This window comes from Lonsdalea quercina subsp. quercina (genome assembly GCF_000688655.1).
In the GTDB taxonomy this organism is placed as follows: domain Bacteria; phylum Pseudomonadota; class Gammaproteobacteria; order Enterobacterales; family Enterobacteriaceae; genus Lonsdalea; species Lonsdalea quercina.
In genome coordinates this window covers 1-17,485 of record NZ_JIBO01000010.1, presented here as the reverse complement: position 1 = coordinate 17,485, position 17,485 = coordinate 1, and the positions used below count along the sequence as shown (strand labels likewise).

Here is a 17,485-nt window from a genome sequence, read left to right as displayed (position 1 = left end):
TCATACCTCCTGAGCGGCTGCGGCGGCCCGTTCAGCCAGCCAGCGCTCCAGCGCCGTCGTGGTAAAATCAGCCGCCTGCAGGCGCGCGTCCGCCAGCAGCCATTGATGCAACGACTGGGTGGTGGTGATACCAGAGATGCGCAGTTCCGCCAGCGCGTCGGCCGCGCGGGACAGAGCCTGTGCGCGATCCTCGCCGTGGATGACCAGTTTCGCCACCAGCGAGTCGTAATACGGCGGGATACGATAGCCGGCGAACAAATGGCTTTCGACGCGTACGCCCGCGCCCTGCGGCCAATTGACGTCCGTTACCGTGCCGGGACAGGGGAAGAAATTGCGTTCCGGATCTTCTGCATTAATGCGCATCTCGCAGGCCGAACCGTTCAACGCGATCGCTTCCTGCCGTAAAGTCAGCTTTTCGCCCCCGGCGATACGCAGCATCCACTGCACCAGATCGACGCCCGTGACCATTTCCGTCACCGGGTGTTCAACCTGAATGCGGGTGTTCATTTCAATGAAGTAGAAGCGGCCGGTGGCCGAATCGAAGAGATATTCCAGCGTGCCCGCGCCCTGATAAGACAGGCTCTGCGCCAGCTTCACCGCGCTGTCGCACAGCGCCTGGCGCTGCGCGTCGGTCAACGCGGGAGACGGCGCTTCCTCGAAGAGTTTCTGGCGCCGCCGTTGCAGCGAGCACTCCCGGTCAAACAGATGCACCACCCGTTCGCCGTCGCCGAGGATCTGGACTTCAATGTGGCGGGNGTGTTCGATAAACAGCTCCAGATAGACCCGGCCGGAGCCGAAGGCGGCCTTGGCTTCCTGCTGCGCCAGCGGAAAAGCGGCTTGCAGCGCTTCCTTTGACGGCACGATGCGAATGCCTCNCCCGCCCCCGCCTGCCGCTGCTTTGATCATCAACGGATAGCCGATACGCTCGGCGGCCTGCAATGCGTCGTCGAGCGTGGTGATATCCTGCTCCGATCCCGGCACCACCGGCACGCCCGCCGCTTGCGCGGTACGACGGGCGGCGGCCTTGTCCCCCATCGACCGGATCACCGCCGCCGTCGGCCCGACGAAAATCATGCTGGCTTCACCGACGGCGGCGGCGAACGCCGCGTTTTCCGACAAAAATCCATACCCAGGATGGATGGCATCCGCGCCGCTCTCCCGCGCCGCTTGCAGCACCGCCTGCGAATTCAGATAGCTCTGGTCGGCCCTGGCCGCGCCGATGATGCGGTATTCGTCGGCCAGTTGCGCCGGCAGCGAGGCAACGTCCGCCTCGCTGCACGCCGCCACCGTTGGGATCCCCAGCGCCTGAGCGGCGCGAATGATCCTGACGGCAATTTCCCCTCGGTTGGCAATCAATAATTTATTTATCGGCATCAATATCTCCACTTCCGCGGTGATTGAAATAAACGCTCAGCGATAATAAAAACTTTTATTTAGCGATCCTTTTTAATAATGGCTATAACCTGTCCGGGTTCGACCGAATCACCACTTTCAACTTTGAATTCAATTAATTTTCCTGAATGTCCCGCCACCATTTCGGTAAATTGTTTCATGACTTCAATCAGGCCAATCACCGTATCTTCCTGAACATCATCGCCCTCTTTCGTAAAAGGCGGCATTTCGGGCGCAGGTTGCCGGTAAAAAACCCCCGGCAAAGGAGAATAAACTTCATCATTTTTCATATTAATCACTCCTGATACGGCATTATTTTTTAAAACACGCGTTGTTTTTCTGGTGCTGTAATTTCAATAGACGACGCCTTTAATAATTCGCAGGTCGCCTTTAACAACGTTTGCGCGCCCGGCGTATCGCTATGCATGCAGACCGACTCGAAAACGATAGGAATATCTTGTCCCTCGACGGTACGCACGACGCCGTCTTGACACGCGCGCAGCACCTTTTTCGCTACCTCGTCCGGGTCCAGCGCGCCCACCCGACGGGTAAAGACGATAGATCCGCTCAGGTCATAGTCGCGATCCGCATAAAACTCACAGATAACAGGGTGTTGCAATGCCTGGGCCACTCGCCATACGGCGCTGCCGTGCATGCAATACAGCAGTAAATCCGGCGCAATGCGATGCAGCGCGTCAACAAAGCATTGCGCCGAGGCCTCCTCTTTAGCCAGATGCATATAGAGCGCGCCGTGCGGTTTTATATGCTGTAACTCCATCTGATATAACCGCGCCAATTCCCGCAATGCGCCTAGCTGATAAACGATATCGTTAACGAGTTCATCCGGTTGCATGGCAATATTTCGGCGGCCAAACCCAATTAAATCGCGGTAGCCGGGATGCGCGCCGATGGCGACGCCGTAATATTTCGCCATCTCGATGGTTTTACGCATCACGGTGGGATCGCCGGCATGAAACCCGGCGGCAATATTGGCAGAACTTATGAAAGACATAATTTCTTGATCGATATTGCCGTTAATTACCCAGGACCCGAAGTCTTCGCCCATATCAGAATTTAAATCGATGTGTTTTGTCATACTATTTTATTATTGGTAGCTCATTGATTTAAAAATAATATAGGGGAAGTTTTTTACAGACGAATAGCATTATTTTCTGATAGCAAGCCATCGAAAAAAGAGATCGCTAAATGAAGCCCTATCCCGGTGACGACGCCGGACGGATTTCAGCCCCTCATACCGGAGAAGAGCATGTTGACGCTACGCCAGATTCGATACTTCGTCGCCACGGCGGAAATGGGGCAAATATCACAGGCCGCCATACATCTGAATATCTCGCAATCGGGCGTGACCAGCGCCATTCAGGAGCTGGAAGGCCTGTTGGGGAAGCCGCTGTTCCGGCGTTCGGTGCGGGGCATGACGTTGACGGAGACCGGCACCCACTTTCTGCACCATGCCTACTCCATTCTGCGCAGCGTGGACGATGCGCTGCATATTCCTTCGACGGACGACCAAATTTGCGGCCAGTTGAATCTGGCCGCCTCCTACACGGTGATGGGGTATTTCCTTCCCTATCATTTGCAGCGGCTCTCTTCCGCCTTTCCCCATCTGAATATCAATCTCTACGAGCGGGAGCGCATCGATATTGAGCGCGGTCTGCTGGATGGCTCGCTGGACATCGCGTTGGTGCTGACCGCTAACCTCACGCTCCCGGGCATCACCTCGGAAACGCTGTTTAATTCAGAGCGCCGTCTTTGGCTGCCCAGCCGTCATCCCCTGTGCGACAAACCGCATCTCACGCTCGCGGATGTCGCCAAAGAGCCGTTTATCATGCTGACCGTCGATGAAGCCGACCATAGCGCGATGCGCTACTGGGAAGAAAGCGGGCAGCGTCCCAACGTGATGCTGCGGACCAGCTCCGTCGAAGCCGTGCGCAGCATGGTAGCCGACGGGCTGGGCGTCGCCATCCTGTCCGACCTGGTCTATCGCCCGTGGTCGCTGGAAGGTAAAAGGATCGAAACCCGTGCGCTGACCGACAATCTGCATCCCATGAACGTTGGGCTGGCGTGGCGTAAAGACGCGACCTTCACTCCGTCGATGAACGCTTTCCGACTGTGGTTCCGCAGCGCCTTTCTGACGCCGCAGCTTAATTTGAACCGCCGCTGACCACGGTACAAAGTCGCCACGCCTGTGGAAACGGCGGAAGTGTGACCCGTCTAACAGCCGCGGCACGGCAATTTACGTAGCCTTCCTCCATCTCCGTTGGATTGTCACTGGCCGCCGGCCAGGCAAAACCTGAAGGGTGCTCTTACCAGAGGCCGTTCAGGTTTTTTTTTTGCGCCATCACCGAGGTGTCTATGAAAAAAATCAGGTTAACAGGAATAATGAGCGNCACGCTGGCCGCGCTGGCCCTACCGTTCGGCTCGCCGTCCGCCGCCGACCATAGCCGAATAGAAGCCACGTTACAGGCCGACCATCCCGGGCCGCCGATTTCTCGCTACATCTATGGTCAGTTTTCCGAGCATCTGGGACGAGGCATTTATGATGGTATCTGGGTCGGTCCCGACTCGCCTATCCCCAATACGCGCGGCATCAGAAACGATGTGGTCGCCGCGCTGAAAGCCATCAAAGTGCCGGTGGTTCGCTGGCCTGGGGGCTGCTTTGCAGATGAATATCACTGGCGCGACGGCATCGGTCCCCGCGACAAACGCCCGGTGCGTAAGAATAACTGGTGGGGCGGCACGCCGGAGACCAATGCGTTCGGCACGCATGAGTTCTTCGATTTCGCCGAGCAGATCGGTGCGGAGGCGTATATTTCCGTCAATGTAGCCTCGTCCACGCCGACGGAGATGCGCGAATGGATCGAATATCTCACGTCCAAAGACCGGGATAGCCTGGCCAACGAACGACGCGCTAACGGTCGGGACGCGCCCTTTGACGTGCCGTTTATCGGCATTGGCAATGAAAGCTGGGGCTGCGGCGGCAACATGACGCCCGAATACTATGCGAACGAATTACGCCGCTTTGGCGCACTGTTCCATAAAAACGGCACCAACTTCCATAACGATAACGACAATACGGCAATGCGCGTCGGGTCCGGCGCGAATAATGACGACACGAACTGGACCGACGTTGTCATGAAAAACGCCAGCGCGCATCTGGACGCCATTTCTTTGCACTTCTATACCGTGCTCACCGGCGACTGGAAGAACCGCAATCAGGCGTCCGCCACCGGTTTCCCCGATGAACAGTGGAATGCGATTTTCCAACAGACGCTACGCATGGATGACATTCTTCGCCAGCATATCGCCGTCATGGATAAGCGCGATCCGGAAAAACGCATCGGCCTGTTCGTCGACGAATGGGGTACCTGGTATAACGTCGAGCCGGGCACCTACCACGGCCATCTTTTCCAGCAGAATACGCTGCGGGACGGCATTTTGGCGGCCGCCAACTTCAACATTTTTCACCAGTATACCGACCGCGTGCGGATGACCAACATCGCGCAGACCATTAACGTGCTCCAGGCGATGATCCTGACAGCAGGCGATAAAATCGCGTTAACGCCAACCTACTATGCCTACAAAATGTATGTGCCGTTCCAGGATTCGACCGCGATCCCGTTAACGGTGAAAGCCCCTCAGCTGACCTATGGCGGGCGCACATTCCCGGCCTTTAATGTCTCCGCCGCCAGAGGGAAAGACGGCAAAATATACATCGGCGTCGCGAATATGAACCAGCACGCGGGCTACGGTCTGGCCATCAAACTGGGGGCGCTGAACGTGAAAACAGTGTCGGGAGAGGTGCTGACCAGCACGGCGTCGGATGCGCATAACGTCCCCGGTCAGGCTGAAGCCATTCATCCCGAGGTCTTTCACGGCGGCAAAATCGACGGGTCGGTACTGAATCTCACCATCCCCGCGAAATCCGTGGTGGTGGTCAGTCTGGAATAGAAGGTTAACAAGGAAGTGAGACGTCGCGGCAGACAGGACGCTAACCAAGAAAGCCTATTACCGAGGAATACGGTAATAGGCTGCCCTCGGGCACGATAGCGGCCACCCCCGGAGAGTCCTCACGAGGCGGGTAAATATGAACGCCTGAACTCGCCTCAGAGAGAACCGCGAGACCTCTCGCCCTGGATTTACGCCCTTCTCTTCGCAAAGAGGTGGTGAATAAACCTTCGTCTACGTCTCCCAGGGATGAACATCCGCAGGCTTGATGCTTAACTTCACGGTGATAACTGATTTACAGCGATTTGACGGCGTTTTGTCGTCCCAATACCGGCGGCAGCACGTCCCTGTCTATGCAGACATCTATGACCGTGGGAACCGCTTGGTTGATCGCCGTACGTAGCGAGTTTTCCAACTCGGCACGACTCGTGACACTGACACCGTTGGCCCCTAGCGCATGAGCGAACATAGCGAAATCCACCTTTGGAATCACGCAATCCAGCGCCGGATAACCAACCGAGTTCAACCCCTGCCTGCACATGTTGTAGCCGCCATCATTTAATACCACCCAAATCGCCGGGACTCGGTGATGCACTGCGGTACTGATTTCGTTATTCATCAGCATAGAACCATCGCCGATGATGCCGACGGTGACTTTCCCCGACATCGCCAGCCCGACAATGCCGCAGGCATAATGCCCCATGGTTCCCAACGCGGAATTGACCCGATAACGATTGGGCTTTTGAAACTGCAAATATCGGTTTGCCCAAACGTGCGAGTTGCCGGCATCGGACGCCACCAGACAGTCGTGTTCATCAATCGCTACTTTTTGAATGGCGGCCATGACATCGACTGGACTGACCACGCCATCGTTGCTCTTGACCGGGACTTCACGTTGAGATGATTCAAGCGGGTGAAGAGCGGTTGACCGATGAGCAAGAGGCAGCGTTTTTATTTTCTCGTAGACGCCCTGTAGAAAGGTTGTCAGTTCGGCATGGATAACTTCAGTTTCTGGAGGCAGGTTATTTTTAATATCCGCATTTTCCAGGCTGACATAAAAGACTTTAATCCCTTTTATTTTATTTTGGAGATAATGCGCGCTGGATTCCCCCAACCGCGTTCCCAAAATAACCATTGATTTTAACGACAGCTGATTAATGGCAGAAAGAAGTGCTGGCTCATCGCAACCTAAACCGGTGGAGCCCAGGTATAACGGATGGTTTTCAGGGAAGATACCTTTACCACGAGGCGTAGACATAACCGCCGTCTGGGTTTCAATGGCGAGTCGCGTTAATACATCCGACGCGTCGAGACATCCAAAGCCATTCCAGATAATGGCATCGCCCGCAGCCAAAACTTCTGCTATTTTTTGCTGATGCGCGGCCAGAGCGCCCGTATCTTGGCGAACGACCGGTGGGGGCGTATAGGATGATTTTTTGTTGTATTCCTCTTCTGCAATATCTGACTTCTGAATATTGGGAAGAATGAAGATTCCAAGTACATGGCCCTGAGAAACGTTGAAATGATTGATGGCGTCAATCGCTTCACTCAATTTTGCTTTTTCATCGATACACACGACACGATCGAAGTATCCCGAAATCCCTTCTCCTTGCAGGGCAAAGACATCCTCTACCGTCGTTTGCTGCAACCCCCACAATCCATTACTTTGCGCCGTGGTAATCGGGGCGATGAATATTACTTTAGCGCCATCAAGCTTTGCCGTTCGCGCTGCCGTTAATGCGTTGGTGATACCCGGTCCCGCGGTGGTGAAGACGGCGGCAGGCTTGTGATGATACAAGCTGTATTCAGAAGCACAAAACGTCGCGCCAGTTTCATGTCGGCAATGAATGGTTCTGATCGATGACTCTGACAGAGCCTTCCATACGGGGGATATATAAGCCCCTGAAACACCGAAGGCGACATCCACCCCGACAGTCTCTAAATGTCTGACCAGGATTTCCGCCACTGTCTTCTGTGATTTTCCTTCCATAGACGATCCTCATTTGTCGCATAATTTAAACATTACAGAATATATTTCAAAAAAAATAATTAGGCGAGGCGCACTTTATTTATTACCGCTCATCCGTCGCCAATACGCGAGGATAGGTAATAAATGCTGACGACGATCGGGAGATCGCTGAATTCCTCCTTGTTTTCAATAATCTCATTAATGTTGTCGTTTTTTCTTGTCATTAAGAAACCAGATAACTTAATTTTAAGCGAGAAAACAATGCAACAAAAATAACCGGCTGAAACTCATGGTCTAATCCACCCAAAATCTCATAAAGGCGAATATACAAATGAGTCAAAAACAGGAGTCCTCAATATATATATCTATGCCCTAATCATTCAAGTCTAAAGAGAACATAAAATCATGGCTTAATTATAATTACTCATTATTAGCGAAAACCTTTCGTAAAATGCTTAGGCATTGAAACATTCCGCAATCAAAAAAATGAAACAGGCGGAGAATTATTCGTTGTCCCCGATAGCCCAAGCCTAATACTTCTATTTTTCTGATTCACTCACTCCTGCCCGGGCAACATCTACAGAAAAAGGAGCTTAGTCATACAGATGGCTCCGTGTTGAAACCTCGATCATGTGGCTCTGCGACAGTATTGAGGTTGATTGACGTGGTCGATCGCCTATTTAGCCCCTCTGAGGACATCACGCCTTGATTCAGACGACCGCCCCAAAGAAGCGAAGCGCGATGAGAATGCGCACGCATCAAGGCTGACGTCTGTCGGTGAAAAAACTGGGTTTAGCCCAGACTGGGCAGAGGTGAAAAGCACCGAAAGGTGGGATTTAAAGGTTCTAAATATTGGCAAATTCGCCCTCAAAATACGACAAAGTTTCCACAAAAAGGACGTTTTATATGCGCACTGGCTCATCAACCCCAGACGTAGGTTATACCGACGCCGTCGCTTAAAAAAAAAAGATGTTGATGACTGAGTTGCCCATGCTCACCGACGAGATTGCAGTAAACATCGGCATTATTGGCGTGGTGTGACGGCGCGCGAAACCGGGATATAGGGGCAGCAATCCAGGGCAGGTTCCTTTACCGGGGCGGGAGCAGTCCAGGACGGCTTCTCTGAATCCATGAATATCTTCTTAGAAAAAGTCACCACAGCAACATTCAAGAGTATGCGAGAGTATGAAGGCAGCGAAACGGACATCACCGGTCCTCGGGTCCAGAAGTTTACGTTTGACGCTGCCATCAGCGTGAAAACCAAAAACTGTTCATTAACGCGTCTGGTGAACAATGATATTTACTACATGGGGTGCACCGAGAAGGATGCGGCGGCGAAGAGCGTCTAACCCTCTATTTTAACTATATTTTTCATGGAAACAGATGAATACTGAAACAGGCCGCTACTTAACCCCGGTCGAACAGGGAACCGTTTTAAAAGCCTGCCAGGCCGAGGGAAGAAACATCGCCTGATGTAATGCAAAAAGCCCGCTTAAGTTTCCTTAAGCGGGCTTTTCTCAATATGGCTCCTCTGACTGGACTCGAACCAGTGACATACGGATTAACAGTCCGCCGTTCTACCGACTGAACTACAGAGGAATCGTGTGAACGGGGCGCATAGTATCTGGGTCACTCTGGGCTGTCAACGCCAAAATCGCGTTTATATCCCAACTGATTAGCCTCTGTTCAATTCCGCGTTTTTATGCTCAATAGTTATGCGATGAGGCGGCTTTAGCTCCTTTTCGCCAGCGCTGTAGACGCTCCAGTGGCGTCTGTCGGTAGAACCGCGTGAACACGTCATAGACCACGGGAAAACGCTCATAGAGCAGTTCGGGCGCGCTAAAAAAATACTCGGACAGCACGGCGAAACACTCCGCGGGATCGGTCGCAGCATAGGGATCCATACTAGCCCCCTCTTCTCCCACCAGGTCAATCTCCTCCAGTAGTTCGCTCATCGCCCCATGGAGCGCCTGCTCCCACCGCGCTATTTCACGCAGCGGAAGCGGTGGAACGCCGCTGACTTCACGTCCGCCACGCAGATCCAGCTTATGCGCGACTTCATGGATCACCAGATTGAATCCCGACAGATCGAAGGAGTCCTGGATATCCTGTCCGTTGAGCACGATCGGCCCCTGCTCCCAACTTTGACCAGACTGGACGCTCTCCCCCGAGNGGACCAGGCCAATATCGTCCTCCCATTCGTCCGTCACGATGAACGGCGAAGGATAGATAAGGACGTCATGAAAGCTGTCGAGCCAATGGATGCCTAGCTCCATCACGGGGAGGCAAAACAAAAGCGCGATGCGTTGCCGCATCAACGCATCCAACTCAAAATGCTGCAAGGGCACCAGTCGCTTTCGCCGCAGAAACTGCTGCGCGAGGTTGACCAGCTGGCGCCGCTCGCGTTCGTCCAGCGGCGCCAGCAGTGGGATAGACAGTGCTGGCTGCCACGCGGCCCCCTCTTCAGGCGAAGGCGATGAGGTTTTCCAGTGCCACTTCATGCATATTGCTCGCTATGTCGTCACTTAGGTCTAAAGACGTGGATAGGGCTGTTAAAATGCGCCGAAAACGGGCATCATAGTCGCCCTCCGTGGAGAGATGCCGGAGCGGCTGAACGGGACGGTCTCGAAAACCGTTGAGGGAGTCATCCCTCCGAGGGTTCAAATCCCTCTCTCTCCGCCATCATTCAAGCAGTTATCCCAATCCCTTTCTGTGATAAAAATCCCGCGGAGTTAGTCCGAAAAAACCGGCGCATCGTCTCTAACGAAGCTACGCCGGCTCTTTCTGCTTATCAAGGCTTGGTTAATCGCAGTTACTGCGTACGCCACAGCCGGTACTGGCCCCAGATACCGACTTCCGTCAGATATTCCTGCTCGGTGCCGTCGGCAAGCACATCCACGGTCCGTCTCATACCCATTGACGCTACTGTGCACTCGTTACTCACTCTCAGTTTGTGCAGGCCGTTATTCAGATAGGCGGTGACGTACTGATTTTGTCTTAACAACGCAATTTCTTTGCCATCAACCGCGACCACGAACTTACAGTGACCGCCACTCCCGCTACCGATAAACTGTTTATTTCGAGTCACGGTCACTTTGGTCTGCTTGACCTGATTATTTGGCGTGATGATGGTTTGATCCAATATATATTCTGCAGGGCCATGCGGTCTGGAACATCCACTCAATATTAATACGAAAAATAGAAAAAATAGTTTTTTCATTATCATTTACCCAACATAGATGGAGAGCAGTTCATGCGCTGCTCTTATTAAGGATTTATTATTGAAGCCTATCGCAAGAGTGCAAAAAGACTTTATTGCGCTTGAGGNGTTAACTGGGCATTGGCGGCTTTGGGGTGAAGCGTATACATACCGCCGTTGAAAGGATCCACCAGCAAGTAGCCGATAAGACCGCCAAATAACAGGTTCCCGCCGATATACCATCCGTTCGCAGATGATCGAACAGGCAACGTCAGCGGCTGATAACTTTCTTTTGTGAATGTAATTAGGTAGTTTTTCCCACCAAAATAATGTCCGTTAGATTTATCCAGAACTACGTTTTGAGGCGTATTACCGGTGACGACGACTTGCCCGGTTTCATCCTGTATCGAGAATTTTGCGCCAGTGGGATGACTATCAACGTTGACCACCTGAGATCGTTCTCCAACGATAGTTGCGCATCCAGAAAGTAATATTGCTGCAGATAAAGCAAAGACTGCTAATTTTTTCATTTGCGAATGACTCTTTAACTGGTTTTATATTTAGCCTGTGTTGGCTAAAAAATATTACCAAATATTTCATGGCGAGTCATCCTAAAGCGTCACTGATATTTATTCACAATGGCGGAGGGAGTGGAAAATAATTATTGCGATATGAATCCAGCCATGATCATATTTCACAAAGAGTTCACTATGATAATTTGCGCAATTTATCGCCATTGCGTTTTCTTACAGCACCGTTAATTCCTCTTATTCCGCCTGAATCGCTCATTGTTTTACCGCATCGACGTTTGCATTGAATACAGTAACGAATTCATCCCGGCCGCCGCATTATAACAGTAACGCTTTTAGCCTTGTCGCGCTCATAGGTCGTCCATAGTACCAACCTTGTCCCACGGCGTCCTGGCAATGTTCTTTGACATAGGCGGCCTGTTCGGCCGTTTCAATCCCTTCGACAATGACGCAGGTCTTCAGCATCGACGTCATCGTAAACAGTAAATCCACCATGCGGGCGTTGACGGAGTCGGTGCCGATGGCTTCGGTAAACATTCGGTCGATCTTCAAGGCATCAAACGGCAGGCTGGAGAGATACGAAAAATTAGAGTAACCCGTACCGAAATCGTCGATGGCAATACGATATCCCTGCGCACGCAGCTCTGATAACCTTTTCGCCAGCGTCGCATAATTGGCCGTCGAACGCTCCGTGATCTCCAGAATAATTTGTTTCGGCGTCACACCAAAATGCGCGACCTGCTCATTCAGGTACGTCTGATAATCGGTGTCCAGAACGTCGGAGATATCCAGATTGATGCTGAGGTAAAACTCCGGGTTACTTAATAAAACGCTTTGCATCTCGGCAATCGAGCGCTGGGTGATATGCCGCGTGATATCACCGATAATTCCTTGTTTTTCCGCTATGGGGATAAAGACGTCGGGAGACACGAGCTGCCCCTGTTTATTTGTCCACCGGGCCAGTGCTTCGACGCCGATAATTTTTTCATCATTAAGATAAATGATCGGCTGGTAATTCACATGAAGCTTTTTACGGCTGACGGCCAGACGCAGCTGTTTGGTCATAGAACGATTAATGTCGAGCAACAGAAAAATAACCAGCGTCAGCGAGCCGCCTAATATAGCGCCCAACAACGAGATAGCCGAGATCATATAGGCAGGCATCTGTAATACGCCGGAGGCGCTCAGCCGCGCATGAATACAGATTTCATACAGTTTACTGCACAGGTAAGACTGGCGATATTGAGCGAGCCAGGAGCTTTCATAGCGGGNCGGCGTCACGCTTTTATTGCCAAAAGTCTGAAACACGTGGCTATCGTCCGCCGACGTTAACACCGCGCCGTAACCTTTCAGGGGATAAGAAAAGCTACGAAAGGCATCGGGCGATGTGAATACCACCACGTTTTTGCGGCTGGCGATATCTGTCTGAATGCGGGGATCAAAGAGGCCTCTTACGGCGGTCCAAAGCTGGGTGCCGTCCATTTTTTGAACGTCTGTTTCAGGTAGCGTGATGGGCGTTGACAGCACGCCTCGCCCGGCGGTACATAACAATTCGCCGTTCTGTATTCGGCCGAGGTCGATAATATAGCGGTATTTATAAACCATGTAGCGAAGCTGAAATAAATCATCTTCAGAGCAGAGAGGATACTTCAATGCGTAGGCTTCATTGATCGCGGTATTGGATTCCGTGACGACGTCATCGGAACGCTTCATTATGGCTTCGGCAAAATCTTGCAATTTTTTTTGATCGTTTTTTGCTATCACCCGCTGGCTCAGGAGCAACAAAATCAATATCCCCCCCATAATCCCAGCGACAACCATCGCTAGTATCATTTTATTGATTGACTTCATGTTGACTTCCCCGGCCTTGATAAATCCCAACTCGTCGCCCTTTAATCGGCATCACTTCATGGAAGTTTATTGATATATCTTTAAATCAATCCCGCGAATATCACTGTTGATGTCGCGTATTTACGGGAAATTTCCAATTTCACCGCATATCTTCACGACATATTGACCAAACGTGATCAAACGTCACAGCCGATATACTTATCAGGACAGGGGGAGTGACGCGAGGCAGCCGATGCCTCGCATGCTTCAGACTAGAGATACAGCGATGGCTCGCCCGCCGGACGCGTTTTGAAACGCCGATGCAGCCAAAGATATTGCTCCGGCGCCTTCATGATTTCACGTTCTATAGCCCGATTGATATAGGCCGCGGCGGCCAGGCTATCGTCATAGGGATAGTGCTCGAGCGCCGGGGAAACGACTAGCTGATACCCCTGCCCCGCCGGTTTACGAATGACGACGGCGGTCACCAGTTTGGGCTGAGCCAGACGCGCGATGGTGAAAGTGCCGTTTGAGGTCGCCGCCTTCTCTACGCCAAAAAACGGGACGAATACGCTGCCTTTCGGCCCGTTATCCTGATCTGGCGCGAACCACACCGTGCCACCGCGTTTGAGCGTGTGTACCATGCTGATCAGATTTTTGCGGTTCACCAGCACATTGCCCGACCGGGACCGCCCCCACTTCTGCACTCGTTCCAGAATGGCGCTGTTGTGCGGACGGTACATAACCATCATCGGTTTACAGAGGCCGAGAATACGGAAATGCAGCTCCAGCGTCATGAAATGTACGCCGATCACCATGACGCCTTTGTGCGGATCCTGCGTGTTATACAAATGCTCCAGTCCGATGATGTCGAACCATTTTTTTATGCGTTTATCCGGCCAAAACCAGGCCATCCCGGTTTCCAGCAGCGCAATGCCGAGCGACGAAAAATGCTCGGTCAATTTGATTTGTTTCTGGCGCTCGTCAATGTCAGGAAAACACAGTTCAAGGTTACGCCGGGCAATGCTGACCCGTCGTTTCAAAAAACGCATAGAACGCCGCCCCAACCAGTCGCCAAGACGCACCAGCAGGGGATAAGGCAATAGCACCAGCAGATACAACACCGCCAGACCAAACCACAGCGGCCAATGTCTGGGGTGCGCGTAACGGACGAAAAAGGGCAGTCTAGAGCGGGTCACCATAAACGCTATATCCTTCACGATCAGAACATGACAACATCATTGAATATCGGTGGCTCCAACAACTCGGACCTCTCGGTACAGAACCATCGCGTTGCATCATCGAATGTTTTGACAGTCCTGCAAGATGTTAATTCCGAGCTGAATGCGCGCAACGACACATTTCATACAACGGTCAAATAAGCCGTGGTGGCAGAAGGGAAAACACGCGCGGAGTTGTTCTGCGCGGTAGAAAGCTCAGCTTAGGTCACGACCCCACGTTGCTGAGTGATTAACGTAAGGACAGGAGAGAATGTGGGCCGCAGGAAATCCACGGCCCAAGGAAGGCGGTTCGGGCGATTAAGGTTTTAGTACGGATTCAAGCTCCGCCATTTTCGGACCATAAGGCGCGCGCATCCGCAGATTGTATTCGCCGCCGTGGCTCTGCACCACCACCGCTTTGGCATGACTAAAGCGGCGGAAGCCGTAGATGCCATGATAGGCGCCCATGCCGGACGCGCCCACGCCGCCGAACGGCACGCTTTCGATTGTGGCCTGCGTCATGATGTCGTTCACCACCAATGCGCCGGACGTCGTGCGCTCGCTGAATTCACGCTGACGCACCGGGTCCTGACCAAAGTAATAGGCCGCCAACGGACGCGGATGCGCGTTGATATAGGCAACAGCTTCTTCCGGATTAACGTAGGTTTTCAACGGTAGAATCGGTCCGAAAATTTCTTCCTGCATAACCAACATATCGTCAGTCACGTTTAACACTACCGTTGGCGGCAGCTTACGCTGCGGAAGTGCGACGCCCGATTCACCTTCAGCGGAAAGTTCGATGATCGTGGCCCCTTTTTCACGCGCATCGGCCAGCAGCTGCTGCAACCGCTGAAAGTGACGATCGCTGATGATGCCGGTGTAATCGGGGTTATCCGACAACGTTGGGAACGTTTCAGCGATAAAGGCACGCGCATGCGTCACAAATGCATCGCGAGCGGACTCTGGCAGCAGCACATAGTCCGGCGACATGCAGATCTGTCCGGCGTTAAACGTCTTGACCGTCATCACGCGCTCGGCCGCCGTCTGGATATCGGCATCGGTATCGACCATCACCGGTGACTTTCCGCCCAGTTCCAGCGTCACAGGCACCAGATTCTCCGCGGCCGCTCGCATGACGTGACGGCCGACGCTGGTGCTGCCGGTGAAGATCAGGTGATCAAAGGCCTGCGCGCTAAACGCCTTGCCGACGTCCGCATCACCCAGCACGGTCGTCACTTCCAGCGGGTCGAAGTAACGCGCGACCAAGTCCGCCAGCCGTTCAGCCGTGCGCGGCGTTAGCTCAGAAGGCTTGATCAACGCACGGTTACCGGCGGCAAGGACGCCCGCCAGCGGACGAAACGCCAGATTCAGCGGAAAGTTCCACGGACTGATAATGCCGACCACCCCAAGCGGTTGATATTGCACGCGCGCGTGCATACCCGGCCCCGGCGCGGGTTGTTCGTCAGGCTGCATCCACTGAGCCAGATTTTCGCGGGCGTAGTTCAGCGAGTTCACGGTTCCCAGAATATCCGCCATGACGGTCTGATAAGGGCTACGGTGGCCGTAGTCGGCGCGAACCGCCGCTTCCAGCTCCTGATGATGGCGAGTCAGCAACTGAATGGCGCGCTCAATACGGTCGCGGCGCAATTCACTACTGGCAGGCCCGTCCTGCACGTGCGCACGTTTCATGTCTGCGACGGTGGCGGCCAGAGAGGCCGCAGTTAATGAAGAACTCATGATTCACTCCGAAATAAAAATGCGGGTTAGGCCAGCTGCTTGAGCAAAGCCTGGGCGACCCCTTCTGAACTCGCCGGGTTTTGGCCCGTGGTCAGGAGGCCGTCGGTGACAATATGGGGCTGCCAGTCGGCGCCTTTTTCATAGCGCCCGCCCAACTGCTTAAATTCGTCTTCAATCAGGAACGGAACCACCTCAGTCAGCTGTACCGCGGCTTCTTCGCTATTCGAGAATCCGGTTACTTTGCGGCCTTTGATCAGCGGTTCGCCGTCGGCACTGCGAACGTGACGCAACGCGCCAGGCGCATGGCAGACCAGCCCCAGCGGTTTCCCTGCACGGTCGAACGCTTCAAGCAGCGAGATGGAGTCGGCACTTTCCGCCAGATCCCACAGAGGCCCATGTCCGCCGGGATAGAACACCGCGTCGAAGTCGGCCACATTGACTTCAGCCAGTTTCGCCGTACAGCTCAGCGCGTTCTGAGCGTCCGTATCCTGCCTAAAACGTTCTGTCGCGGCAGTCTGCGCTTCCGGTGCGTCGCTGACCGGATCCAGCGGCGGCTGCCCGCCCTGTGGGGACGCCAATGTGATTGCCGCACCCGCATCCTTGAAGACGTAGTAAGGGGCCGCAAACTCTTCCAACCAGAAACCCGTTTTCTTGCCGGTATTACCAAGGCGATCGTGCGACGTTAATACCATCAGAATGTTCATACAAGACTCCTAAAAAGAGGATAAAGATACGCCGCTAACCTTTTCGGCGTCCTTAAGGCCCCCTGCGGGGGGAAGTAATAATTCGGTAGTTATCAATGCCTGGTACAACGGCGCTTTATCCTTGCCCAGCTTGGACAATAGCGCGGCGCCCAGCCACAGCTGATACAGCGTTTGCGCAGTTTCCGCAGGCGGCAGGGACAATCGTAACGAACCATCCGCTTGCCCCTCGCCCACCGTCTCGGCGATACGCGCCACCAGGTGTGACACGCCGTCGCACAATGTCCGCCGCATAGCTTCGGAGAGATCGGCGACCTCCGCAGCCAGCTTGACCACCAGGCAGTGTTCAGCCCAGCCGCCCAGCAGCGGATCGTCTATCCACGCGGTCCAGTAACGCATTAATCGCTCGCGACCGCTTCCCGACTCTGCGCTGAGCAGCGTATCCAGACGCTGCTGATATTCATTGACATAATCCGCGAGCAATTCGCAACCGAACTGCTCTTTGGAAGCAAAGTAGTGATAGAACGATCCCTTAGGCACGTGGCAGGCATCCAGAATCGCTTTGAGGCCGACGCCGACAAAACCCTGACGCAACACCAATAAACGGCCGGTATCGAGGATTTGTTGACGGGTCTGTTTCGTCTTGCTTATCGAAGTCATAACACTAAGTTAACATTAAATAGACCGGTCGTCTAGTGATGAGTGGAAGTGAACTGAGAGGGGCGGATACCAGCGGACAAAGCGCCTGCCGGCTATACGCGTTAGGTTTCTGAACACAGGCGGAGTACCGCGGAAGATAGGTGGGCAACGCCAGATGATGGCAAAGGGCAAGGAGCAAATAGGCTTTGGGCTTTGGGCTTTGGGCTTTGGGCTTTGGGCTTTGGGCTTTGGGCTTTGGGCTTTGGGCTTTGGGCTTTGGGCTTTGGGCTTTGGGCTTCGGG

The 17,485-nt window shown here is 53.4% G+C and carries 15 protein-coding genes and 2 tRNA genes; 4 read left to right on the top strand and 13 right to left on the bottom strand.

All coding sequences use genetic code 11. The features are described from left to right. From RZ35_RS10740 to RZ35_RS10730, 3 genes are read right to left on the bottom strand one after another with little or no spacing between them, the layout of a single operon-like run. Positions 1 to 1,380 (bottom strand): acetyl-CoA carboxylase biotin carboxylase subunit, encoded by a 1,380-nt coding sequence (locus RZ35_RS10740; protein ID WP_099049269.1) that lies wholly within the window; start codon positions 1,378 to 1,380, stop codon positions 1 to 3. A gap of 53 nt (positions 1,381 to 1,433) precedes the next feature. Then, a complete protein-coding gene (locus RZ35_RS10735) occupies positions 1,434 to 1,682 on the bottom strand; it encodes an acetyl-CoA carboxylase (protein ID WP_026743300.1) in 249 nt (82 codons plus the stop codon). A gap of 29 nt (positions 1,683 to 1,711) precedes the next feature. Beyond that, positions 1,712 to 2,488: a 5-oxoprolinase subunit PxpA gene (locus tag RZ35_RS10730; protein ID WP_026743299.1), complete on the bottom strand. Its 777-nt coding sequence runs from the start codon at positions 2,486 to 2,488 to the stop codon at positions 1,712 to 1,714. Positions 2,489 to 2,659: 171 nt separating this feature from the next. On the opposite strand from RZ35_RS10730, the gene RZ35_RS10725 reads away from it, so the two are divergent. Together RZ35_RS10725 and RZ35_RS10720 are read left to right on the top strand one after the other, a co-directional pair. Continuing rightward, positions 2,660 to 3,574 (top strand): LysR family transcriptional regulator, encoded by a 915-nt coding sequence (locus RZ35_RS10725; RefSeq protein WP_026743298.1) that lies wholly within the window; start codon positions 2,660 to 2,662, stop codon positions 3,572 to 3,574. Positions 3,575 to 3,765: 191 nt separating this feature from the next. Continuing rightward, positions 3,766 to 5,361 carry an alpha-N-arabinofuranosidase gene (locus tag RZ35_RS10720; RefSeq protein ID WP_026743297.1) on the top strand — a complete coding sequence of 532 codons (1,596 nt, stop codon included), beginning with the start codon at positions 3,766 to 3,768 and terminating at the stop codon, positions 5,359 to 5,361. Between the two features lie 292 nt (positions 5,362 to 5,653). On the opposite strand, the gene RZ35_RS10715 is transcribed toward RZ35_RS10720, so the two are convergent. Continuing rightward, positions 5,654 to 7,348 carry a thiamine pyrophosphate-binding protein gene (locus RZ35_RS10715; protein WP_071999790.1) on the bottom strand — a complete coding sequence of 565 codons (1,695 nt, stop codon included), beginning with the start codon at positions 7,346 to 7,348 and terminating at the stop codon, positions 5,654 to 5,656. A gap of 1,109 nt (positions 7,349 to 8,457) precedes the next feature. On the opposite strand from RZ35_RS10715, the gene RZ35_RS10710 reads away from it, so the two are divergent. After that, complete coding sequence (locus RZ35_RS10710; RefSeq protein WP_026743295.1) at positions 8,458 to 8,676, top strand: hypothetical protein; 219 nt, start codon at positions 8,458 to 8,460, stop codon at positions 8,674 to 8,676. 174 nt (positions 8,677 to 8,850) lie between these two features. On the opposite strand, the gene RZ35_RS10705 is transcribed toward RZ35_RS10710, so the two are convergent. Next, positions 8,851 to 8,926 (bottom strand) — tRNA-Asn (locus tag RZ35_RS10705). Positions 8,927 to 9,033: 107 nt separating this feature from the next. Beyond that, the gene (mtfA, locus tag RZ35_RS10700) at positions 9,034 to 9,828 is read right to left on the bottom strand and encodes a DgsA anti-repressor MtfA (protein WP_036153221.1); all 795 of its coding nucleotides are present in this window, start codon (positions 9,826 to 9,828) and stop codon (positions 9,034 to 9,036) included. 91 nt (positions 9,829 to 9,919) lie between these two features. Here mtfA and RZ35_RS10695 point away from each other — a divergent pair. Further along, positions 9,920 to 10,009, top strand: a tRNA-Ser gene (locus RZ35_RS10695). 130 nt (positions 10,010 to 10,139) lie between these two features. On the opposite strand, the gene RZ35_RS10690 is transcribed toward RZ35_RS10695, so the two are convergent. The 7 genes from RZ35_RS10690 to RZ35_RS10660 all read right to left on the bottom strand — a co-directional run bounded on the left by RZ35_RS10690 (position 10,140) and on the right by RZ35_RS10660 (position 17,204). Then, complete coding sequence (locus RZ35_RS10690; RefSeq protein WP_235195106.1) at positions 10,140 to 10,469, bottom strand: hypothetical protein; 330 nt, start codon at positions 10,467 to 10,469, stop codon at positions 10,140 to 10,142. A gap of 170 nt (positions 10,470 to 10,639) precedes the next feature. After that, a complete protein-coding gene (locus tag RZ35_RS10685; RefSeq protein WP_026743292.1) occupies positions 10,640 to 11,056 on the bottom strand; it encodes a putative periplasmic lipoprotein in 417 nt (138 codons plus the stop codon). Between the two features lie 318 nt (positions 11,057 to 11,374). Then, the gene (locus tag RZ35_RS10680) at positions 11,375 to 12,859 is read right to left on the bottom strand and encodes an EAL domain-containing protein (protein WP_455709706.1); all 1,485 of its coding nucleotides are present in this window, start codon (positions 12,857 to 12,859) and stop codon (positions 11,375 to 11,377) included. A 299-nt stretch (positions 12,860 to 13,158) separates the two neighbouring features. Beyond that, on the bottom strand, positions 13,159 to 14,088 hold the full coding sequence (lpxL, locus tag RZ35_RS10675) for an LpxL/LpxP family Kdo(2)-lipid IV(A) lauroyl/palmitoleoyl acyltransferase (protein WP_026743291.1): 930 nt from the start codon (positions 14,086 to 14,088) through the stop codon (positions 13,159 to 13,161). Between the two features lie 336 nt (positions 14,089 to 14,424). Further along, positions 14,425 to 15,843, bottom strand: coding sequence for a coniferyl aldehyde dehydrogenase (locus RZ35_RS10670; RefSeq protein WP_026743290.1), 1,419 nt, complete (start codon positions 15,841 to 15,843; stop codon positions 14,425 to 14,427). A gap of 26 nt (positions 15,844 to 15,869) precedes the next feature. Continuing rightward, the gene (locus RZ35_RS10665) at positions 15,870 to 16,547 is read right to left on the bottom strand and encodes a type 1 glutamine amidotransferase domain-containing protein (protein WP_026743289.1); all 678 of its coding nucleotides are present in this window, start codon (positions 16,545 to 16,547) and stop codon (positions 15,870 to 15,872) included. A 9-nt stretch (positions 16,548 to 16,556) separates the two neighbouring features. After that, a complete protein-coding gene (locus RZ35_RS10660) occupies positions 16,557 to 17,204 on the bottom strand; it encodes a TetR/AcrR family transcriptional regulator (RefSeq protein WP_051625554.1) in 648 nt (215 codons plus the stop codon). Positions 17,205 to 17,485: the final 281 nt, after the last annotated feature.